Origin of the sequence: Myxococcus sp. AM009 (genome assembly GCF_013372605.1) — a bacterium.
In the GTDB taxonomy this organism is placed as follows: Bacteria; Myxococcota; Myxococcia; order Myxococcales; family Myxococcaceae; genus Myxococcus; species Myxococcus vastator.
The window spans coordinates 1-22,103 of the sequence record NZ_JABXEP010000136.1 but is presented as its reverse complement, the minus strand read 5'-3'; the positions used below and the strand labels follow the sequence as shown (position 1 = coordinate 22,103).

The window sequence follows — 22,103 nt, the reverse complement described above, 5'->3', positions numbered from 1 at the left end:
GCACGGGGGCTGGTGGCGGCGGGCGCCGTCTACGTGGCGGGCAAGCGGAGCCGGGATGCGAACGCGCGGCTGACGGCCGGGCAGGTGGTGACGGTGGTGCTGGAGGAGGGCGGGCAGAGCCCCCTGGCCGAGGCGCCCCCCGCGCCGGAGCTGCGGGTGCTGTACGAGGACGCGGACGTCATCGCCGTGGACAAGCCGGCCGGTGTGTCCGCGCAGCCCACCGAGGGGCGCGTGGGGGACAGCCTGGTGGACCTGGTGGGGGCGAAGCTGGGACGCCCCGCGGGGTTGGTGCACCGCCTGGACCGGGAGACGTCCGGCGTGACGGTGTTCGGGAAGACGGCGGAGGCCACCTCGGCGCTGGCGGCCGAGTTCCGGGAGGGACGGGCGCGCAAGCGCTACGTCGCGGCCACCGGGCCAGGCTTGCCCCCGTCGGGCACGGTGGACCTGCCGTTGTCCAAGGACCCGTCGCGCCCCGGGCGCTGGCGGGCGACCCGGGCGGCCAACGGCGTGCCCGCGCTGACGGACTTCCACACGCTGTCTTCGGGGCCGGCGTTCTGTGTCGTCGAACTGCTGCCTCACACGGGCCGCACGCATCAGCTCCGCGCGCACCTGACGGCGCTGGGCGCTCCGATTCTGGGGGACGCGCGTTACGGCGGCGCGGCCCGGGCGGAAGGCGTGGCGGCCGCGCGGTGCTTGCTGCATGCCCAGGCGCTGGCGCTGGGACATCCGCGCACGGGCAAGCTGCTGCGCATCGAGGCCCCGGTGCCAGAGGACTTGATGCGGTTCTTCCTGGCCGCCGGCGTCCCGGCCCCCTCGGGGGCCATTCGCGGCGCGGGCTCCGGGGCGGCGTGAGTCCTCACGCGGCGCAGGTGAAGTCGCGGCCCTCCACCCAGCCCCAGCCGGTGAGGTCCTCGCGAATCTCCGCGCGGGCCCAGCGGACGCCCACGCAAATCAGCAGGTGTCCGTCCCCGGGGGCGCCGAGCTCCTGCGGGGAGATGACGGGGATGCCATGGATGTGCGTGCCCACCTTGCGAGGGTGGACCTCCACGTAGCGCCGCACGCGGGCGCCTTCCTGGTGGAGGAAGTACGTCAGCGTCTTGCCGCTCGGGCCCGCGCCCCACACCGTGCAGGGGCGTCCGTCTGCAAGGGGGCCACGGCCTCGCGTCAGGTAGCGCGCCTTCATCCACATGAATCGCTTGAGGGCATAGCGCGGGTCCGTCCGCGTCATCCGTCCGTCGCTGTCGCGCCAGCGGAGCAGGACCTCGGGCAGGTTGCGCAGGGCGAAGCCCCGGTCCAGCAGCTCCAGCCACAGCGCGTAGTCTTCCGGGAAGTCGCCGTCCTGCCAGCCTCCCGCCGCCACCAGGGCGTCTCGGCGCAGGCAGACGGAGGGGTGGCACAAGGGGCTTTCGATGAAGCGCTCCCGGTCGAGTCGCTCGGCGGAGGTCAGCCCGTTGATCCACGTGGCATAGGCCTGGAGCGAGGGGCTCACGGGTTGGTCATCCCGGAAGAGCTCCACGGCCGTGCCCACGCCCGCCAGCTTGGGTTCTGCCTCCAGCGCGGTGAGGCTCGCCTCCAGTCGCTGGGGGAGGGCTTCGTCATCCGCGTCCATCCGGGCCACATAGGGGGAGGTAGCTTCACGCAGCGCAAGGTTCAGCGCCGCCACCAAACCTCGGCCCCGGCCGTCAAGGACTTCCACGCGCGAGTCGCTCGCAGCCAGGTCGGTCAGCACTTCGCGCGTACCATCCGTGGAGCCGTCATCCACCGTGAGCACACGGAGGTCGCGGACGGTACCCGTCAAGAGGCTGCGGACGGCGCGGGCCACGGTGGCTTGGGCGTTTCGCGCGGGGAGGAGGACAGTAACAGCCGGAACGGGCATCGTTGTGTGTAGACTGCCGCACCCATGGGTGGCGTGAGAAACGGCAAGAACGCCGGCACGCCGGAGCCCGCAGCGGTCCGACAGGAGGCGCTGCGGCCCGGCGCGTCCGATGTCAAGCCCGCGGAGGATGTCAGCGACGTGGTGGACCGGCACTTCCGGTCCGCGGCCCGGCAGTTGCGCGAGGGCTCCGCCGCGCGCGCGTTTGGAGAGCTTGCGCGCGCCAGCCGGACCCTTCCGATGACGCCGCGCCTGGCCGCCGGGATTGTGCGGATGGCGCTGCTGGCGGGCACCGAGGCGGCGGCCATCACCTTGCTGGAAGTGGCGCCCGCGGTGGTCTCCAGTCGGCGCGCGGTCCGGCGTCAGCTCGCGCGGGTGTTGCGACGGGTGGACCAATTGCCGCGTGCCGCCGCCGCGCTCGAGGCCCTCCTGGTGGATTGGCCCGAGGACCGGCGTGCCCAACGCGTGCTCCAGGTGCTGCGCGCGCGCATCGAGGGCAAGGTGGGTTTCGACGCGGGTGTGAGCGCGCCGACGGTGGAGGGGGACGAGCAGGGTGTACTGGCGAAGCTCCCAGCGCGGAAGGAAGGCGCGCCGGTCGCGACCTCTTGGGAGAACGACGAGGGGGTCTACCTCATCGAGACAGTGGTGGGGCCGCCGCTCTCCGCGAGGGCGGCCTCGGCGTCGCGGCTTCCGGAGGCGGGTGGCGTGGTTGCCCCCAGCGGACCTGTTGCCACGTCCCGCGAGGGTGGACCGGTAGGTCCGCCGGTGCAGGTGTCGCCCGCTTCGGAACCACTGGGGACCGCGCCTGCCTCAGTCAAGAGCGAGCCGGGAACGTCCGTGGCGGTAGAGGTGGCTCCGCCTGCTCCTGCCACTGAGTCGCTCAAGACGGTGTTGGAGATGCCCGCGGTGGAGTTGCCCGCGGTGACTCCTCGCGGTGCCGCTGCTCCCGACGCACCCAGGACCGTCGTGGAAATGCCGGCGGTGGTCGTGCCACCGAGGGCAGTTGACTTCGAGGCGCGCAAGACAGAAGTGGAGCTGCCCGCGCTGGGAGACGTCGCCGTGCCCCCGGCTCCAGGTGTGGCCAAGACGTTCGTTCCGGGGCGCGCGCCCCTGTCCGTGCCTTGGGTCGATGCCCCGGACGACGACGCGGTCGAGCCCGCGCCGGTCGCCCGCGAAGCACCGCCGGCGCCGCGTCCCGCCCGCGCCACCTTCGACGATGCCGGCGACAGTGAAGTCACCTCGGAGGCACAGCCCTTTCTCGTCGGCGCTGACACCTCGAGTCCGCCACCGCGCCAGCAGACGCCTGTCTCCTCGAAGGGCGAGCGGCGGAAGACCCCGCCCCCGTCCGAGGCGTCGCCACCTCCGGCCACGTCCCGCGCCGCGCCCGAGCCGGATGCTCGCGCGGGCACCATGGAGGTGTCGTTGGCGGAGCTGGAGGCCGCGCTCGCCGCGGCTTCCGGTGATGCACCGAACAAGAAGGGCAGCGCTTCCGAGGCGAGCGTGGGCCCTCGTGAAGAAGACACCGAGGAGCTGACCCGCTCGCAGAAGGTCGAGGCCCAGCTCATCGCTCGACGAGCCTGGGCCGAGCTGGCCCAGCTCTACCTCAAGCGGGCGGACCGGGCGAAGGACGCGTCCCTGCGCGCCGATGCGCTGGCGCGCCTCGCGGAGGTGATGGAGAACGAACTCCACGACCCCGCGGGCGCCGCGCGCATGTACCGGGAAATCGTGGAGCTGACGGGGGACCGCGCCGCGCTTCGAGATCAGGTGCGGTTGCTCGCCGAGAGGGGGGACGCGTCCCTCGTGCGCCGTGCGCTGGACGAGGCCATCCGACGCGCGCCCGCTGGCCGCGCACGCGCGGGGGCGCTGCTCACGCGGGGCGAGCGCTGGCTCCACATGGGCGAGCTGAAGAAGGCTCGCGCGGACTTCGAGGCGGCGGAGTCCTCCGCGCCGGGACTGCTTCCGGTGCTCGCGGGGTTGCTTCGCTGCGTGTCGGCCGCGGCACGTCCCGCTATCGCGGAGCGGCTCCGGGTGGCACTGGCGGCGGCACCGCGCCGCGCGCCGGACCGCGTGGAAGCGCTGCGCGTCCTGGCCCAGGTCGCGGAGGAGTCGCTGAGCGATTTGCGGCTCGCGCAGTGGGCCTGGAGCGAGGTGCTCACGGAGAGTCCCGACAGTGAGCACGCTCGCGTGCAGCTCACGACGCTGACGCGAAAGCTCGGCGACACGACGGTGCTCAGCCGGCTTCTGCGTGCGCAGCTCGCCCGCGAATCCCGAGGGCCCGCCGCGCGTGAGGCCCGGCTGGAGCTGGTCGCCACGTTGGAGGCCCAGGGCGACGCCGATGCCGCGCTCAATGAGCTGCGCCAGGCCGTGCGCTACGAGCCGGGCCACAAGGAGGCGTGGCTGTTGCTGGTGGAGCGTCTCCTCGCGCGCGACCACCTGGGCGAGGCGGCTTGGGCCCTGGAGCACGCGGCCACCGCCATGGAGGACGATGCGGAGCGGGAGCGCACCTGGGACCGGCTCGCGCGTCTGTGGCGGGAGGTGATGGGCAATCCCGAGCGCGCGCAGGTCTACGCCCGCCGCGCAGAGGGAATCCGGCAGGCGCGCGCAGCGCGAGAAGTGCCTCCTCCCGAGCCGCCGCGCTCCGCGGTCCCTCGCCGTGAGTCGAGCGGCCCCCGTGCGCCGCTCGTCGCGGCGCCCCCGGTGCTGACGCAGGCGTCCGCGAACCTCGCGAGCCTGGCCAACGAGGAGACGTCCAACACGGACATGGGGGCTGCGCCATCCGCGCCTGAAAGCGTGGCGCCGGCCCGCGATGAAGTCGGGAGCGCTTCCCCGGGCGCCGCGGTGGAGCAGGGCCGCAGGGCCTCGCCGGAGCCCGGCCCTTCGGGGCGGAAGAGGAAGCGGGAGGCTCGTTCCGACGCTGCCGCTGCGTCCCAGCCCAAGGCGGCGGCCCGCGCCGCCGCGCCCCCGGCGGTTGCTGCCGCTGCGGCCCAGCCCAGGGGCGACGCACGCACCGCCGCAACCTCCGCCGACGCGCTTCCCAAGGGCGAAGCGCGCGCCGCTGCCGCCGCCCCTCAGTCCATGGGCGAGGCGCGCGACACCGCCTCGCCGGCGCAAGGTGCGCCGCGCGTTCCGGTGGAGGGCTTCGCCGCGGCGCCACCCAAGGGCGGAGGCCGCAACCCGCCCTCATCACCGGGAAACACAGCGGCCCCGCCGCCCCGCGCTCCCGCTGACGCCGCCATCCCCAAGGCGCCGGCCGCGCAGCGTCCCCCCGCGTCCGCCCGCGGCGACAAGGCCGCGCCACGCGCCGCCGCGTCCGGAAGCGAAGCGGAGCCAGCGCCCGCATCTCGCGACGCGGAGGCCCGAGCCCGTCGTCCACGGGCCACCGACCTCCTCACGGGCGAGGTCGTGGACCTCGGAGACGCCCCTGTCCCCGAAACGCGCGTCATCTCCTGGGAAGCGCCGCCAGGCCGGATGGACCCGGTGCGCCGCGTCGTCCGCGCGCGCCCGGAGGGCACGGTCTCCGCCCCGGCGCCGGGCCGCACGTTCATCGCGAAGCCACCCGCGGCGCCCGAGCCTCCTCGGCCTGTCCCCGGCGTCATGGACCCGCGCGAATCTCCCGCGCCCGCCTACGCGCCGTCGCCCGACACCGAGCCCGACGCCTTCCGGCACATCCGCGAGCGCCCGCTCGACGCGAAGCCCTATCGACTCCTCGCCGAGTACTTCGACCAACGCGGAGACCCTGCGCGTGCCTCGCTCATGCGCGAAATCGCCGACGCGCTCGACGGGCTCGAAACCCCCGCGCCGCGCGGCCAGCGCCCGCCGCTGACCTCCGACGAGCGCGCCGGCCTGCGTCACCCCGGCCTGCGCACGCCCTCGGGAGAGCTGCTGGCCTGCACCGGAATCGCGCTCTGCCGGCTGTTCCCGGCGGAGGGCCGCGCCGCCGGCTCCTCGGAGTTGCTGCGCGCCACCGCGGGGCCCTGTGCGCCCGCCGTGCTCGACGCGCTGCACACCGCCGCGCGGATGCTGGACGTCCACCTGCCCGAGCTGGTGCTCGCCGAGGACGACGGCCCGCCCTTCACCGCCGTGCACGCGGGCCACCCGCGCCTCCTCGTGGGCCGGCTCCTGCTGCGTGAGCCCATGCCGCTCCCGGAGCTGCGCTTCCACGTGGGCCGCGCCTTGCTGTCCCTGTCGCCGGACCTGCTCGCGCTCCGGGCCCTCAAGGGCGGCCAGCTCCTCCGCGCCCTGGCGCTGCTGGCCACGGTGCTGAAGGACCCGCGCGCCTCCGGAGCCGAGGCCCGCGTGGTGCGCGAGTCCCTGTCTCCACGCGCCCTGGAGCGCGCCATGGCCTTGCTGGAGCCCGGCACCCAGAACTTCAAGGCGTCGGCGCTCGCGGATGCCGCGCGAGACTCCGCCAACCGCGCGGGCCTGGTGGCCTGCGGGAGCATTGGCCCCGCGCTGTCCGTCCTGCGGACCCGCCGGGGCAACGAGGCGGAGCTGGTGGAGCTGCTGCGCTTCGCCGCGTCGGAGCGCTACCTGCCGCTCCGGGCGCCGCGCTGACGTCAGTTCGTGTTCAGCTTGATGGTGAGCGCCAGCATGCGCCCCTTGGGGCCGCCCAGGTCGTGGCGGTACCCGAAGTCCAGGCCGCCGCCGCCCTCGGACATGAAGCCGAGCCCCGTGCTGATTTGCGACGTGCGCGTGAAGCCGTCGTAGGAGTAGCCCGCGCGCACCGGGAACAGCTCTCCCAGGATGTATTCCAGGCCGCCGTGGTAGGTGAACGTCGTGACGTCATTGGTCGTGAAGTCCGCGCGCACGTCGCCCGCGAGCGTCAGCAGCCCCGTCATCACCCCGACGTGCGCCGAGTAGTAGCGCGTCAGCTCCTCATTGCCGGTGTCCACGATGTTGTGCGCGGAGAAGCCCGCCATCAATGACGGCGACAGCCGGAGCATCAACCCCGCGTCGCCGGTGACGGAGTTGGCGAACCGCGACTGGCCGCTCATGCGCAGATAACGCACCGTGGCGCCGAGCATGAGCGCCTGACTGACGGGCAGTCCCACGCCCATCGAGCTGAGGTGGGCGCTGGCGCGCGCGCCGCCGCGCCCCACGCTCACCCAGTGGTAGTCCACCCCCATCCCCAGGCGGCTCGTGGCCGCGTCGATGACGGAGACGCCCAGCAGCCCTTCCTTCCGCCGCGTATCCCACGCGCCGGTGCCTTCGACCCGGTAGGACGGGTAGAGGACCATCGCCGCTGGATTGCCCAGGATGGCATCCGTGCCCAGCCCCAGGGCCCGGTAGGCGCCGCCCATGCCATAGGCGCGCGCGCTCATGACATCGCGAAGGTCCTCGGCCGGCTGCGCCAGGGCGGTAGTGGACACACAAAGGGCAATCAGCACCAGGGCGCGGAGCAACATGACAAGTCCATCCTATCCGGCTTGATGGGGTCAGAGGCCATCAATAGATTCCCAGCCCTCATGGCCTCCAAAACCTCGAAGGTAGAGCCCCTCATCCGCAAGTGTGTCATCCCGGCAGCCGGCCTGGGCACGCGCTTCCTGCCGGCGACCAAGGCGGTTCCCAAGGAGATGCTGCCCATCGTCGATACCCCGACGCTCCAGTACATCGTGGAAGAGGCGGTCTCCGCTGGCATCGAGGATGTCGTCCTCATCAATGGCCGCGGCAAGAGCGCCATCGAAGACCACTTCGACATCGCCTTCGAGCTGGAGACGACGCTGCGCGCGCGCGGCAAGGAGGCGGAGGCCGACAAGCTGCGCGCCATCGCGGACCTCGTGCGCGTCGTCAGCATCCGCCAGAAGGAGCCCAAGGGACTGGGCCACGCGGTGCTGTGCGCCAAGAGCGTCATCGGCGACGAGCCCTTCGGCGTGCTGCTGGGCGACGACATGATTGACGCCGAGGAGCCGGGAATCCGCCAGCTCGCTCGCGTGTACCGCCAGTACAACCAGGCGGTCATCGCGCTCATGGAAGTGCCGGACAGTGAGACGCACATGTACGGCATCGCCGCGGGCACGGACCTGGGGGATGGCGTGATGCGCATCGACCGCATCGTGGAGAAGCCGAAGAAGGGCACCGCGCCCTCCAACCTCGCCGTCATCGGCCGCTACGTGCTGCCGCCCGACATCTTCCCCATCCTGGAGAACCAGACGCCGGGCGTGGGCGGGGAAATCCAGCTCACGGATGGCCTGGCCGCGCTCCAGCAGACGAAGGGGCTGCTCGGCTACCGCTTCAAGGGTCAGCGCTATGACGCGGGCGACAAGGTGGGGTACCTGAAGGCCAACATCGCCTACGCGCTCAAGCGCCCGGACCTGCGGGACGGGCTGCTTGCCTACATGCGTGAAGTCGTGAAGACGGAGAAGCCGTGAAGCGCACCGTTGCACTCCTCGCTGTCCTGGTCTCCTTCGCCGCGGCCGCCTACGTGCTGCCCGGCAGCTCCATCATCCGCCGCATGTCGGCGGAGCGCGCCGAGCTGAGGCTGTCCACGTTGCGCGTGGAGGGCTCCCTCAGCTTCGGAGGTCCGGCCGTCAAGGAGGCCGGCGCCGCGCTGGGGGCGCCCACGGACCGCCCGGAGGTGCAGGGTGATGGCGTGCTGTCCCTCCGCGTTCCCGGACGCTGCCGCTTCGAGGCCTCCGTGCCCGACGGCAACGCCCAGTCCACGGTGGTCCAGTCGGGCGGCCGCCGCCGCGTGCAGGGGACCGAGATTCCCTCCATGTCGGCGCTCGTCGCGCAGGTGTGCCCGCTGCTCGCCACGGGCAGCGGCAACGTGCAGGAGCTGAAGGAGGCGGTGCTCCGCCACCTCCAGAGCCTGGGCATCGAGACGGGGCGCACCGGACTGGCGCGCTTCGGCGGCGAGGTGGCCTACGTCATCGGCGACATGGCCGAGGGCCGCCCGCAGTTCTGGGTCTACAAGGACTCCTTCCGCCCGGCCCGGCTGCGCTACTCGGACGCGTCGGGGACGGCCTGGGATGTCCGCTTCCTGGACTACAACTCGCCCGCCACGGGGGAGTGGATGCCCCGCACCATCGAGGTGTGGCGCGGAGGACAGCGCAACCTGCGCTTCACCGCCTTGAAGGGGGACAACCGGGCCAACCTGCCCGACTCGCTCTTCACCCTGTAGTCAAAACCGGCACTTTCCTGAATTCCTTGCGGCGGTGGCGGCGGCCATGAAGAGTCTGGCCCCGCCTGGCCGGGACTCTCCCCGGCCCGCGACGCAGAGGAATGTCCCATGAAGGTGTACGGCCACCCGATGAGCACCGCCACGCGCATGGTCCTCGCCACCCTGGCGGAGAAGGGCCAGGAGGCGGAGCTCGTCCTCGTCGACCTCACGAAGGGTGAGCAGAAGAGCCTCGGGCATGTGGAGCGCCACCCCTTCGGCGTCATCCCCGCGTTCGAGGATTCTGACGGCTTCCGGCTCTACGAGTCGCGCGCCATCATCCGCTACCTGGACCGCAAGCTGCCGGGCGCCGCGCTCACGCCGTCCGACGTGCAGGCGTACGCGCGCATGGAGCAGTACATCAGCGTGGAGCAGTGTTACTTCACGCCCAACGCGATGAAGGTCATCTGGGAGCGCCTCTTCAAGGGGATGCTGGGGGGCGGCGCGCCGGACCAGGCCCGCATCGACGATGGCCTGCAGGGCGTCGAGCGCGTCTTCGGCATCATCGAGCCGGTGCTGGGAAAGCAGCCGTATCTGGCGGGGGACGGCTTCTCGCTCGCCGAGGTGACGTGGATGCCCTACATGGAGTTCTTCGTCGCCGCGGGGGGTGGCGAGCTCGTCGGCAAGCACCCGAACGTGGCGACCTGGTGGGAGCGCGTGCGGAGCCGTGCCTCGTGGAAGAAGGTCACCGGGGCCTGAGCCCGGAAGTGGCCTCCTGACACCCCGGGTTCCGTCTCACGGCGGGACCCGGCGGGGAATGTCAGACCCTTCGCGCACTGTGGACCCCGGTAGCAGGACGGATGGGGCCGGGGTGCTGGTTGAAGGGAGTGTCATGGAACAGCGACCCTTGTGGAGCGGGGCGGTGCGCACCTCCGGTGTGAAAAGCCGCCGGGAACTGTCTGAGCCCGCCGCCGCCGCTACAGTGCGCGCCGAAGTGAGCACTCCCGTCCTGGCCTCCATCGCCGTTGGCCGCCCCGTCCGGGGCGAGTTCACCTACTCCCTGCCGGACGAGCTGGCGGGCCGCCTGGCGCCGGGGCAGCGCGTGCTGGTGCCCTTTGGCCGGGGCACGGCGCTGGGCTTCTACCTGGGGCCCGCGTCTCCGCCGACGGATGAAAAGGTGCGGCTCAAGGCCGTCCAGCGCGTGCTGGAGGACTCGCCGTCGCTGCCCAAGGACCTCATCGCGCTGCTGCGCTTCGCGGCCGTGCACTACCGCTATCCGCTGGGTGAGGTGATTCGCGGCGCGCTGCCGCCCGGCCTGTCGAAGGCCGTGGATGAGAAGGAAGCCAGGCCGGACGTGCAGCACTTCGCGGTGGCGCTCGTCAACGAGGTGCCGCCGGAGCTTTCGCGCGCGCCCGCCCAATCCGCCGCGCTCGCATACCTGCTGGCCGTGGGAGGCCGCGCGCCGCTGGAGGAGGTCGCCCACGCGATTCCGGGCGCGCGGGAGACGCTGAAGAAGCTGGCCACGCGCGGCTTCGCCCGTCTGGAGGAGAAGACGGTGGAGGCCAGCGTGAAGGAGGGCCTGATTCAGGGCCGCCCGGACCACCTCACGCCGGAGCAGGACGCGGCGGGCGTGGTGCTGCGCGCGGCCCTGGACGCGGCCGCCTTCCAGCCCTTCCTCCTGCACGGCGTCACCGGCAGCGGGAAGACGGAGGTGTACCTGCGCGCGGCGGAGCACGCGCTGTCGCTGGGGAAGGGCAGCCTCATCCTGGTGCCGGAGATCGCGCTGACGCCGCAGCTGGTGGGCCGCTTCCGCAGCCGCTTCGGCGCGGAGGTGGCGGTGCTGCACTCGGCGTTGAAGGACCGGGAGCGGCTCTTCCACTGGCAGGCGCTGCGCCGGGGCGACGTGAAGATCGCCGTGGGCGTGCGCTCGGCGGTGTTCGCGCCGGTGGACAACCTGGGGCTCATCGTCGTGGACGAGGAGCACGACCCGTCCTTCAAGCAGGAGGAGAAGCTGCGCTACCAGGCGCGCGACCTGGCCGTCGTGCGCGGCAAGCAGGCCGGCGCGGTGGTGGTGCTGGGCTCGGCCACGCCCGCGCTGGAGACGCTGGAGAACGTGAAGCGCGGGCGCTACCAGCTCCTGGAGCTGAAGCGCCGCGTGGATGACCGGCCCATGCCCACCATCGAGCTGGTGGACCTGCGCGTGGAGCGTCCGCGCGAGGGCGTGGTGACGGAGGAGGCGCCCATCCTCAGCCCGCCGCTGCTGGAGGCGATGGCGGAGACGATTGGCCGCGGCCAGCAGGTCATCCTCTTCCTCAACCGCCGGGGCCACAGCACCGTCCTCCTGTGCGAGGTGTGCGGCCTGTCGCTCAAGTGCAGCGAGTGTGACGTGTGCCTCACGCACCACCGCTCGCAGAACCGGGTGGTGTGCCACTACTGCGGCCTGGCCATGCCGGTGCCGGAGCAGTGCCTGGAGTGCACCGGCCCCCTGCTCAAGCTGGGCATCGGCACCGAGCGCGTGGAGGCGGAGGTGCTGGAGCGCATCCCCACCGCGCGCGTCGCCCGGTTGGACCGGGACTCGGCCAGCAGCGCCGAGCGGCTGACGGAGCTGCTGGCCTCGTTCGCGCGCCGGGAGCTGGATGTCCTGGTGGGCACGCAGATGGTGGCCAAGGGGCACGACTTCCCGGGCGTGACGCTGGTGTGTGTCGTCATGGCGGACACGTCGCTGTCCATCCCGGACTTTCGCGCCGCCGAGCGCACCTTTCACCTGCTCACCCAGGTGTCCGGCCGCGCGGGCCGGGGCAAGGACCCGGGGCGCGTGCTGGTGCAGACCTACAATCCGGACGCGGAGCCGGTGCGGCGCGTGCTGGCCCATGACTTCGACGGCTTCGCCAGTCAAGAACTGGAGTGGCGCAAGGCGCTGGCCTACCCTCCCTACTCGCGCATGGCCGCCGTCCGCCTGGAGGGGGAGCACCCCGAGCAGACCGCCAGCGTGGCGCGCTCCCTGGGGAACATCGTCTCCCGGCACATGCCCCCCGCCTCCGCCGGGGTCCGCATGCTGGGGCCGGCCCTGGCGCCTATCTCCCGCATCCGGGGCAAGACGCGCTGGCAACTCCTCTTGAAGGGGCCAACGCATACGGCGCTCGCCCCGCTGCTCGCCAGGGTGGAAGCGGCCCTGGTGGATGTTCCTTCCGCGGTGAAGGTCGTGATCGACGTGGATCCGGGGGCCATGCTGTAGACTCGGTGCCCCCCCATGGGCGCACCGGTTCTTCTCGTCCACGACGACATCGCCAATATCGCCGCCGTGCGGCGCCTGCTCACGCGTGAAGGGTACGAGGTCATCCTCGCCACCTCCGCCGCGGATGCCCTCATTGCGTACGGGCACCACCTGCCCGTGCTGCTCGTGCTCGCGCCCGGCGTGGAGAGCGGCCGGGGCCACCTCGTGCTGGAAGAGTTGCTCCAGCACCCGGATGGCAAGTCGGCCCGGGTGCTGCTCCTGGGTGAATCCATCCCCGGCTTCAGCGCGCCCGTGGCCCAGCTGCCCCTGGAAGGGGCGGCCTTCGTCGCGCTGGTGGATTCGCTGGTCAACGCTCCCGCGGATGCGGACGCCTGGCACGTGGTGGAGAACCGGGAGCTGCCTCCGGCTGGTGGGGGTGACTCGGCGGCCACGGGTGAGGAGGCGGAGTCCTGGCACGCGACGCCGCCGCCCTCGGTGGCGGGCGACCCCGCGCTGGCGAACGCGCTCTTCGGGGACCTGGCGCCGCTGCACCAGACGGACTGGGAGCTGGCGGCCATGACGGACGCGGAGCGCTCCGCCCACGAGGCGGCGCGGCACAGCGAGCGTCAGCGCACGCGCGACCTGGACACCGCCATGGAGCGGGCGCACCTGGAAGTGGAGGCCCAGGCGATGGCCTCCATCGACTCTGCGCTTGCTCCGGACGCCGCGGATGGGTGGGGCGAGCCCTCGCAGGGGCAGGACTGGGGCTCGGCGGTGGACGGTGAGACGGCCGCCGAGGCGCCCGGAGGCGACGCGCACGAGGCGTCCGCGGGGCTCGAGGGTGAAGAGGACTCGCCGGTCGAGGATGCGCCGCCGGTGGGGCAGCTGGCCTGGACGGAGGAGGCCGTCTCTCAGTCCACGCTGCGCACGGCGGCCCTGGCGCCTCGGTTGGGCGATGAGGGGTTCTTCGATGTCGACACGCCGGAGGCCCCGGCGGGAGCTGCGCTCTCCGCGGCGGAGGCGGAGCTGTCCGCCATGCGTGAGGAGGCCTCCTTCGCGTCCTTGGCCACGGATGGCTCGTCCTGGACGGAGCTGCCCCCGGACCCCGAACTGGAGCACGCCGCGCGCGCGGACTCGGAGCTGGATGGGGCGGGCGATATGCCCGGTGAGGCCCCGTCGGCTGAGCCCGAGCAGGCGGTGGACGCCGAGCCGGAATCGCCGTCGTCGGAGACAGATGACGCGTGGGGCACGGAGGCGGCGCTGGGTGCATCCGCGGACGCGCCGGAGCCGGAACAGGCCGCTGAGGGCCCGGATGCGGCGGCGGTCTCCGCGTCCAACTGGGAGTTGCTGGAGGCGGAGCTGCAATCCGCGTCGGCCCCGTCCGACGATGACACGGAGTCGCGGTCGTCGAGCGTAGGGGATGACTGGTTCGACTCGGATGCGGAGGCGTCGAGCCCCGCGCCCGAGGCGCCACCCGTCGTCGAGACGCCTGCCCCGGGCGCCGGTGGCTTCGCGGTCCCCGCGCTGATGGCGCAGTGGCAGGCCCAGCAGGAGGAATCGGAGCGCCAGCTCGAGGAGGCCCACGCGCGTGTGAGCTCCGTCACCGAGGCGCTGGAGCGGGAAGCCGCGCTGCGCCGCGAGCTCGAGCAGCAGGTTCAGGGGCTCCAGGAGCGGCTCGCGGCGGAAGAAGAGGAGCGCTCGCGAGAGTCCTTGCTGCGGGCGGAAGCCGAAGCGGAGCTGGAAGGGCTCCGTCAGCGAGAGCCGCATTCGTCCATGGACGCCGCCGCCAGGGCCGCCCTGGCGCGTGACGCGCAGGAGACGGGCGACCTCTCGGCGCTGCGCGAGGAGCTGGAGGCGCAAGTCCGGCTCCGTGAGGAAGCGGAGTCGCTCACCGCCGAGGTCGAGGCCCAGGTCCGCCGGTTCGAGGATGCCTGCGCGGAAGCGGAGCTTCGGGCCGTCGACGCGGAGGCCCGCGCGGAGGCCGAGACACAGGCCCGTGAGGCGGCGGAGCTTCGCGCCGAGTCGAGCACCCAGGCGTTGCAGGCGCTCGAGGCGCGCCTGGAGTCGGAGGCCGCGGGGCGCGTCGTTTCAGAGGCCCGCGCCGAGTCGGAGTCCAAGGCCCGTCAGGCTGCGGAGAGCCGGGTCGAGTCCGCCGAGGACCTGACCTCGGTGTCGGAAGCGCGCATCGACGCGGAGTCCCGTGCCCGCGAGGCCGCGGAGGCCCGCGCTGATGTGGAGGCACAGGCCCGGCTCGAAGCGGACGCGCGTGCGCGGAGCCTGTCGCGAGCCCTTGAGGAAGTAGAGGCGCGCGCGGAGCTGGCTGCGCGTGCGCAGGCGGAGGCGGAGGCGCGCGCGGAGCTGGCGGCGCGTGCGTTGGCGGAGGCGGAGGCGCGCGCGGAGCTGGCTGCGCGTGCGCAGGCGGAGGCGGAAGCCCAATCGGAACTGGTTGCTCGGGCCCTGGCGGACGCCGAGGCACGTGTGCAGGCGGAAGCCGGTGCGGACGCCCGTGCGGAGTCCGTGGCCGCGGCGCTGGCCGAAGCGGAGGCTCGGGCGGAGATTGAATCCGCGGCCCGGGTGGACGCCGAAGCACGGTTGGCGTCCGCGGAGGCGGCGCTTGCCGAAGCCTCGGCGCGAGCGGAGCTTGAGGCCACGTCGCGCGCCGAAGCCGACGGCCGGGTGGAATCGGTCGCGACGGCGCTGGCGGAGGCGGAGGCCCGGGCGGAGATTGAGTCCGCGGCTCGGATGGACGCCGAAGCGCGTCTGGAGTCCATCGACACGGCGCGTGCCGAGGCCGAGGCCCGAGCTGAGATTGAAGCCTCGGCGCGTGCCGAGGCCGAGGCCCGAGCTGAGATTGAAGCCTCGGCGCGTGCCGAGGCAGAAGCCCGAGCCGAGATTGAGGCCACGGCGCGAGTCGATGCCGAGGCGCGTGCTGAAGCCGAGGCGCTGGCTCGCCAGGCAGCGGAAGCCCGAGCCGAAGCCGAGGCCCGCGCGCGTGAGGAAGCGGAAACCCGCATCACCTCCGAGTCTGATGCGCGCACCGGACAGGAAGCGGAGGCCCGTGCGAACGCAGAGGCTCGCGCGAAGAAGGCGGAATCCCGGGCACAGAAGGAAGCGGAGCTGCGTGCAAACGCAGAGGTCCAGGCTGACAGCGAGGCCGCGGCCCGGACGGAGGCCGAAGCCCGTGCGGAGCAAGAAGCCGCTGCACGACTTGAGGCCGAAGCCCGTGCTGAGCGCGCGACAGCCGCGCTGAAAGACGCCGAGGCCCAAGCCGAGATTGCGGCAGCCGCGCTGAAAGACGCCGAGGCCCGAGCCGAGAGCGAAGCCGCTGCCCGGCAAGCCGCGGAGGCCCGCGCCGAGGCAGAGACCGCCGCACGGCAAGCCTCGGAGGCCCGAGCGGAAAGCGAGGCCCTCGCGCGACGCGAAGCCGAAGCCCGCGCGGAAATCGAGGCCGAGGCGCGCGCCGCAGCCGATGCACGAGCAGAAGCCGAGGTGGCCGCACGGTCCGAACTCGAGGCCCGCGCCGAGCGCGAGGCGAAGTTGCGTGCGGCAATCGAGGTCCGTGCGGAGAACGAGGCATCCTCTCGAACCGACGCGGACACGCGTGCATCCCGTGAGTCCGAGGCGCGAGCCGCAGCCGAGGCGCGTGCCGAGCACGAGGCCACGTTGCGCGCCGAAGCCGAGGTGCTCGCGAAGGCGGAGACCCAGGCACGAGCGGAGGCAGAAGCACAGTCCACTGCGGAGGCGGAGCGCCGCGCGGAAGCCGAAGCCCGCGCGGAAGCCGAAGCGAAGGCCCGCGCCGAAGCAGAAGCCCGCGCGGAAGCCGAAGCGAAGGCCCGCGCGGAAGCCGAAGCCCGCGCCGAGCAGGAGGCCCAGCAGCGCGCCGATGCAGAAGCCCGGGCCAGGCGAGACGGACAGTCCCTCGCCGCCGAGAAGGCACGGGCCCAAACGGAAGAAGAACTCCGCGTCTCCCAGGCGGAAGCCGAGTCCCACGCACGGCGCGAAGCGGAAGCCCGCGCCGAAGCCGAGGCGAAGCGCCGTGCCGAGGCTGAAGCTCGCGTCCAGCAATCCGCCCAGGCCGAAGCCGAAGCGACCGCCCGCGCGAAGGCCGAAGGCCGCCACCGCACGGCCCTCGAAGTCCGCCTGGACGCGGAGGCGAAGCAGCGCGCGACGCTGGAGTCCCGGCTCGAAGAAGAGTCCCGCGCCCGCAACGAGTCCGAGTCCCGGCTCCTCGCGGAGAACACCAGAATCTCCGAGGAGCTCGCCGAGCTCCGCCTGGAGCACCAGCAGTCCCGAGAGAACCTGGCGAAAGAGCGCGAAGCACGCGAGTCCCTCGAGCAGGCCCTGGAGACTCTGCGCACCGAGTCCGCCGAGCAGCGAGCCCGCGCCGAGCGCGAGCGCCTGGAACTGGAGGAGCGCGCGCTCCGAGACGCGGAGGAAGCCGCCGCCCAGGCCCGAGCCTCCATGCTGCCCCTGGAGGCGCCTCCCGGCAGACCCGAGCTGGCCGTGGCTCGCAGTGGCAGTGTCACCCAGGATGGCCTGACGAAGCTGGTGCTCCGGCTCTGCGAGGCCCGCATGGAGATGCGGCTGGAGCTGAAGGTGATGAACGCCCTGCGCGTCCTCTGGTTGAGGGACGGGTCGCTCGTGGGCGCCGTCTCCTCCGCGCCAGGGGAGTCGTTGGTCGACCGGGCCCGCGCGGACGGGCTCATCGACGCGCGGCAGGAAGGGGAGCTGCGGCTGGTGCGCAGCGCCACCACGGCCGCGCTGCTGGACGCACTGCGGGGCCGGGGCTACCTGCGGGAATCCGAAGCGGTGCCCCTGGTCCAGCGCTACACCGAGCAGGTCTTCCTGGACGCGCTGGCGGAGCCCTCGACGCTCTACCGCCTGGTGCCAGAGCCGGCGCCGCACGAGGTGGCGCTCGCCGCCGCCACACGTCCGCCGCTGCACCTGCTGGCCGAGGCCCTGCGCAACACCCTCACCTCCGAATCCCTGCTGGAGGCCGCGGGAAGCCTGCGCGCGCGCGTCACCCGCGGCGATATCCACCTGGTCCCGGATGACTTCGGCCTGCCTTCACGGGACCTCCAGCTCCTGTCCCAGGTGGACGGAGAGCACACGCTGGAGGCGCTGCTCCTGGGGGCGGGGCTGCCGCAGGACACGGCCTTGAAGTCGCTCGCGGTGGCGCGGACGCTGGGGCTCGTCTCGCTGGAGCCCGCCACGGATGCGGACGCGGGCGACCTGCCGCCGGAGCTGGACGTCCGGCGCCTGGAGGCCAAGTTCGAGGAGGTCCAGGACGCGGACTACTTCACGGTGTTGGGGCTGGCCCGCTCGGCGGGGGGCGAGGAGGTCAAGCGCGCCTACACGCTGCTGGCCGCCGAGTTCCACCCCCTGCGCTTCGCGGGGCACCCCGACCCGGCGCTCCAGCACCGCGCGCAGCAGATTCGCACCGTGCTCGCCGAGGCCGCCCAGGCCCTGGGTGACGACCGGCTGCGCGCGGAGTACGCCCGGAGCCTGCTCGACTGACGCCCGTTGGACGGACGGCCTCCCGGGAGTGCGAGGCGGCTCACCCGGAGCGGTTGCCCGTGCGCTCCGGGGAGATTAAGACGGCGTCCATGGTCCGCGAGATCCTCATCTGGCCCGACCCTGTCCTGAAGCAGAAGGCCAAGCCGGTGGCGAAGGTGGATGACTCCACCCGCACGCTGGTGAAGGACATGTTCGAAACGATGTACTCCGCTGAAGGCGTGGGCCTGGCCGCCCCGCAAATCGGCGTGCTCCAGCGCGTCATCGTGCTGGACACCACGCACAGCCAGCCGGAGCTGAAGCCCCTTGCGATGATCAATCCGGAGATCATCGCCATGGAAGGCGACACGACCTACAACGAGGGCTGTCTGTCCATCCCCGGCGAGGCCGCGGATGTGGACCGGGCCGCCGTGGTCACCGTGAAGTTCCTGGACCCGGACGGTCAGGAGCAGACGCTGCGCTGTGACGGGCTGCTGTCCATCGCGGTGCAGCACGAGACGGACCACCTCGACGGCACCGTCTTCGTGGACCACATCTCGTCGCTGAAGCGCGAGTTCATCCGCAAGCGGATGAAGCGCCTCAAGACTTCGCGCGAGCGCGAGGTGAGCGCGCCGGCGTCTCCGTAGCGCTGGCGTCCTTCTGGCCCTTCACGCCCTTCTTCGGGCACAGGTCCGCGACGACGCAGCGCTCACACGCGGGCGAGCGGGCAAAGCAGGTCCGCCGCCCGTGCCACACCAGGAGCTGGTGGCCCAGGGTCCACCGCTCCGACGGCAGCACGGCCTGCATGTCGGCTTCCACCTTGTCCGGGTCCGCCTTCGTGGTGAACCCGAGCCGGAAGGCGAGCCGCTTCACGTGCGTGTCCACGGGGAACGCCGCGTCGCCTCCCAGGTGGATGCACACCACGCCCGCCGTCTTGCGGCCCACGCCTGGCAGCTTCTCCAGCGCGTCCCGCTGCAAGGGAATCTGCCCGGCGTGCTCCCGCACCAGCGCCCGGGCGGCCGCGACGATGTTCTTCGCCTTGGCGCGGTACAGGCCGCAGGTGCGGATGAAGGGCTCCACGTCCGACGGCTCCGCTTCCGCGTAGGCCCGGGCGTCGGAGAAGCGCTGGAAGAGGGCCGGCGTCACCAGGTTGACGCGCTTGTCCGTGCACTGCGCGGAGAGGATGACGGCCACCAGCAGCTCCAGGGGCGTCCGGTAGTCCAGCTCGATGCGGGCATCCGGCATGTCCGCGGCCAGGCGGTCCATCACCCGCAGCGCGCGCTTTCGCTTCTCAGTGACTGTCTCACGTCCAGGCACGGCGCCGTTGTATGTCACACCGGCTGCGAGCCCAAGCTCCGGTTGGACGCACCCATTCGGGGAGATTCATGAAGCGCATCGACTTCCGTTCCGACACTGTCACCCAGCCCACGGCCGCCATGCGGCGCGCCATCGCCGAAGCCGAGGTGGGCGATGACGTCTATGGCGAAGACCCCACGGTGCTCCGCCTGGAGGCCCTGGTGGCCGAGCGGCTCGGCCTGGAGGCCGCTGTCTTCGTGCCCTCGGGGACGCAGGCCAACCAGCTGGCCATCGGCGCGCACTGCCGGCCGGGAGACGAGGTGCTCACCGAGGCAGGCAGCCACATCCTCCACTACGAAGGGGGCGCGGTGCCTGCTTTGTGGGGCGTGCAGCCGCAGCCACTGCCGGGACAGCGTGGCCTGCTGTCGCCGGAGGACGTGAGCGCGGCCGTGCGCGAGGACAACATCCACAACCCGCGCACGCGCCTGCTGTCGCTGGAGAACACGCACAACCGGGGTGGCGGCTCGGTGTGGCCGGTGGCGCGTTTCCGGGCCGTCGTGGAAGCGGCGCGCAAGGCGGGGTTGGTCGTCCACCTGGACGGGGCCAGGCTCTTCAACGCCGGTGTCGCCCTGGGCGTGCCGGTGTCCGCCTGGGCCGCGCTGACGGACACGACGTCCGTGTGCTTCTCGAAGGGCCTGGGTGCTCCGGTGGGCTCGGCCCTGGCGGGACGCGCGGACGTCATTCGCGAGGCGCGCCGGCTGCGCAAGCGGTTGGGCGGTGGCATGCGGCAGGCGGGCATCCTGGCGGCGGCGGCGCTCCATGCACTGGCGCACCATGTGGAGCGGCTGGCGGAGGACCATGCGAACGCCCGCAGGCTGGCGGAGGGGCTGGCGGAGCTTCCTGGCGTGAAGGTCGACGCTTCGCGGGTGGAGACCAACATGCTCTTCGCGGAGTTCTCCCGGCCCGCCCTGGAGATGGTGGCGCGCCTGGAGCAGCACGGGGTCCTGACGAACCCCGCGGGCGCTCCGCGGACGCTCCGCCTCGTCACCCACCTGGATGTGTCCGCCGCCGACATCGACGAAGCCCTGCGGCGCATCCGCCGCGCCGTGGGCTGAGCAAAGCCTTGGGGTGAAACGCGCGCCCGTGGACACCCCTGGGCGCGCGCGGGGTGGGGAAGGAGCGCTCCAGGCGGGGCATGGTAGGCTCGCACCGCCGTGCGCCGCCTCAGCCTCCTCGCCTTTGTTGGTGTTTGTGCCTGCGCTACCCGTGGCGCGGAGCCGAAGATGAGTTTCGAGGAGCTCTACGCCACCTCGGCCTCACGGCCGCGCGCGCCGGATGCCGCGCCCGCGCCCCTCCGAGTGCGTCCGCCCGCGCCTGAGACCGCACCGGAGCTGCATGCCGTGCTCGCCGCCTTCGCGTCGCGAGCGCAGGGCCTCCGTCAGCAGGTGGCGCGAGGCGGGACGATGCCCGCCGCCCAGGTGGAGAACTGGGAGCAGGTGACCTTCGCGTTGGATGGCTTCCTGTCGCGTCCCGCGGCGCCGCGCGTCGGCTCGGATGATTTGCTGCAGGCCCAGAGCGTCCTGGAGGCCGAACTGGAGCGGGACGGCTTCACCTACGGCGACATGCCGGCACCCCTGGCCGAGGCGGTGGTGTTGCGCGTGGGCCGACTGGCGCTGCGCACCGCCGAGCTGCGCCGCCTGGAGCAGCCGCCCGAGCCCGCCGAGGAGCGGCTTCCGCGCTTCACCTGGCCGGTGGAGCCGGTGTCCGTCACCAGCCTCTTCGGCTGCCGCTGGCACCCCGTGACGGGCGTGCACCGACGCCACCTGGGCGTCGACCTGGCCGCGACGCAGGGCCAGCCCATCTACGCGGCGGACAAGGGCGTGGTGCTGCGTGCGAGCCACAATGGCGACCACGGCCTCCAGGTGGCGGTCCAACACGACGGCCGCTGGGTGACGCGCTACAGCCACCTGTCCCGCGTGCTGGTGGCCCCGGGCGAGGTGCTGGAGCGAGGCAACGCCGTGGGACTCGCGGGGGAGACGGGGCTCGCCACCGGCGTCCACCTCCACTTCGAGCTGTGGCGCGACGGCCAGCCCATGGACCCGCTGGAGGCGCTGGGTGACGCGGAGCCGCCTCCGGAGCCCATGCCGTCCGTGGCCCGGGGGCCCGGCGGGCGCTACCCCGCAACGCAACAGGGGCGCCCCCTTTCGGGTGAGCGCCCCTGAGCGAAGTCCCTGGGCGGTGTCCTAGAGGGAGTTCTTCAGCTCCTTGGCGGGCCGGAAGCCGATGGTCTTCGACGCCTTGAGCTTCATCATCTCGTTGGTCTGCGGGTTGCGAATCTTGCGAGCCTTGCGCGACCGGACCGACCAGGTTCCAAAGCCGGGGTAGCTGAAGCGGGCGTCCTTCTTCACCGCCTTACCGATGTTGGTGAAGACGATGTCGAGGATCTGCGCCGCCGACTTCTTGGTGAGACGTGTCTGCGCCGCCACCACCTCGACGAGCTCTGCCTTGGTCATTACGCCCCTCCGTCCGTTGTCTGGCCTTGAAGTGCTTTAACCCGGCTGGTGGTAACAAATCGCTCTTTTCCCTGTCAATGCCGACCGCGGTTTGGAGCCGGAAAATCGGCCTCCAGACGAAAAGTTGGCCCTCTGAAACACCGGGCGTAGGAAGAGCGTGGCGCGTCGCTTTCCGATACATCGTCGCCACCCATTCGCGGTGAATTGGAAAAAGCCGTGTGTGATCGTGTTTTCAAGAAAGTCTTTGGAATATTGATCACTTGAGAAGGGGGGCTGATCGCGTTCGCGTCAACTCCGGCGGGAAGGCGCTAGGATGCTCGCTTGCGTGCGTTTTCGAACCTTCCTGGTCTTGATCCTGCTGCTCGCCAGCGCCTGCCGGAGCCCGGCGCCTCGCGGGGCGCCACCGCCTGCGTCGTCCGCTGCTCCCGACACCCTCTGGGTGGATGCGGCTGGAGCGGAGCCTGGCGACGGCTCGCGTGAGCGCCCGCTGCGCCGCCTTGGCGAGGCACTGGCGCGGCCCGGGGGCCTGACCGTGCGGGTAGCCCCCGGACGCTACTCGGGGCCTTTCCTGATCCCACCCGGCGTCCGGGTGGGATCAGGAAAGGCCCCGAGTAGCGT

General features: G+C 72.2%; 14 protein-coding genes. 10 read left to right on the top strand and 4 right to left on the bottom strand.

Annotation, left to right across the window (positions count from 1 at the left end; genetic code table 11):
• The coding region (locus HV824_RS27230; protein ID WP_176424593.1) for an RluA family pseudouridine synthase at positions 1 to 852 on the top strand (852 nt) is incomplete at its 5' end.
• 4 nt (positions 853 to 856) lie between these two features.
• On the opposite strand, the gene HV824_RS27225 is transcribed toward HV824_RS27230, so the two are convergent.
• Complete coding sequence (locus HV824_RS27225; RefSeq protein WP_176416101.1) at positions 857 to 1,876, bottom strand: glycosyltransferase family 2 protein; 1,020 nt, start codon at positions 1,874 to 1,876, stop codon at positions 857 to 859.
• Between the two features lie 24 nt (positions 1,877 to 1,900).
• Between HV824_RS27225 and HV824_RS27220 the strand changes: the two genes are divergently transcribed.
• Positions 1,901 to 6,427: a hypothetical protein gene (locus tag HV824_RS27220; RefSeq protein ID WP_176424592.1), complete on the top strand. Its 4,527-nt coding sequence runs from the start codon at positions 1,901 to 1,903 to the stop codon at positions 6,425 to 6,427.
• 2 nt (positions 6,428 to 6,429) lie between these two features.
• Here HV824_RS27220 and HV824_RS27215 read toward each other — a convergent pair whose 3' ends face one another.
• A complete protein-coding gene (locus HV824_RS27215) occupies positions 6,430 to 7,278 on the bottom strand; it encodes a hypothetical protein (protein WP_176416103.1) in 849 nt (282 codons plus the stop codon).
• Positions 7,279 to 7,338: 60 nt separating this feature from the next.
• On the opposite strand from HV824_RS27215, the gene galU reads away from it, so the two are divergent.
• From galU to def, 6 genes are all read left to right on the top strand, one after another.
• Complete coding sequence (galU, locus tag HV824_RS27210) at positions 7,339 to 8,241, top strand: UTP--glucose-1-phosphate uridylyltransferase GalU (protein WP_176416104.1); 903 nt, start codon at positions 7,339 to 7,341, stop codon at positions 8,239 to 8,241.
• The gene (locus HV824_RS27205; RefSeq protein ID WP_176416105.1) at positions 8,238 to 8,993 is read left to right on the top strand and encodes a hypothetical protein; all 756 of its coding nucleotides are present in this window, start codon (positions 8,238 to 8,240) and stop codon (positions 8,991 to 8,993) included. The genes galU and HV824_RS27205 overlap by 4 nt, the downstream gene beginning before the upstream one ends.
• A gap of 108 nt (positions 8,994 to 9,101) precedes the next feature.
• On the top strand, positions 9,102 to 9,728 hold the full coding sequence (locus HV824_RS27200; protein ID WP_176416106.1) for a glutathione S-transferase family protein: 627 nt from the start codon (positions 9,102 to 9,104) through the stop codon (positions 9,726 to 9,728).
• 223 nt (positions 9,729 to 9,951) lie between these two features.
• Complete coding sequence (priA, locus tag HV824_RS27195) at positions 9,952 to 12,204, top strand: primosomal protein N' (protein ID WP_176416152.1); 2,253 nt, start codon at positions 9,952 to 9,954, stop codon at positions 12,202 to 12,204.
• A gap of 15 nt (positions 12,205 to 12,219) precedes the next feature.
• The gene (locus HV824_RS27190) at positions 12,220 to 17,700 is read left to right on the top strand and encodes a response regulator receiver protein (protein ID WP_176416107.1); all 5,481 of its coding nucleotides are present in this window, start codon (positions 12,220 to 12,222) and stop codon (positions 17,698 to 17,700) included.
• Positions 17,701 to 17,789: 89 nt separating this feature from the next.
• Entirely contained in the window at positions 17,790 to 18,323 is a 534-nt protein-coding gene (def, locus tag HV824_RS27185) for a peptide deformylase (RefSeq protein ID WP_176416108.1), read from the top strand.
• On the opposite strand, the gene nth is transcribed toward def, so the two are convergent.
• Positions 18,277 to 18,993, bottom strand: a complete 717-nt coding sequence (nth, locus tag HV824_RS27180) for an endonuclease III (RefSeq protein WP_176416109.1) — start codon at positions 18,991 to 18,993, stop codon at positions 18,277 to 18,279. The two genes, def and nth, sit on opposite strands and share 47 nt — an antisense overlap.
• A 68-nt stretch (positions 18,994 to 19,061) precedes the next feature.
• On the opposite strand from nth, the gene ltaE reads away from it, so the two are divergent.
• Both ltaE and HV824_RS27170 read left to right on the top strand, forming a co-directional pair.
• Positions 19,062 to 20,087, top strand: coding sequence for a low-specificity L-threonine aldolase (gene ltaE / locus HV824_RS27175; protein WP_176424591.1), 1,026 nt, complete (start codon positions 19,062 to 19,064; stop codon positions 20,085 to 20,087).
• A gap of 99 nt (positions 20,088 to 20,186) precedes the next feature.
• The gene (locus tag HV824_RS27170) at positions 20,187 to 21,194 is read left to right on the top strand and encodes a M23 family metallopeptidase (protein WP_176424590.1); all 1,008 of its coding nucleotides are present in this window, start codon (positions 20,187 to 20,189) and stop codon (positions 21,192 to 21,194) included.
• 21 nt (positions 21,195 to 21,215) lie between these two features.
• Here the strand turns inward: HV824_RS27170 and HV824_RS27165 are convergent, their stop codons facing one another.
• A complete protein-coding gene (locus tag HV824_RS27165; protein ID WP_002635502.1) occupies positions 21,216 to 21,485 on the bottom strand; it encodes an HU family DNA-binding protein in 270 nt (89 codons plus the stop codon).
• Positions 21,486 to 22,103 lie beyond the last annotated feature (618 nt).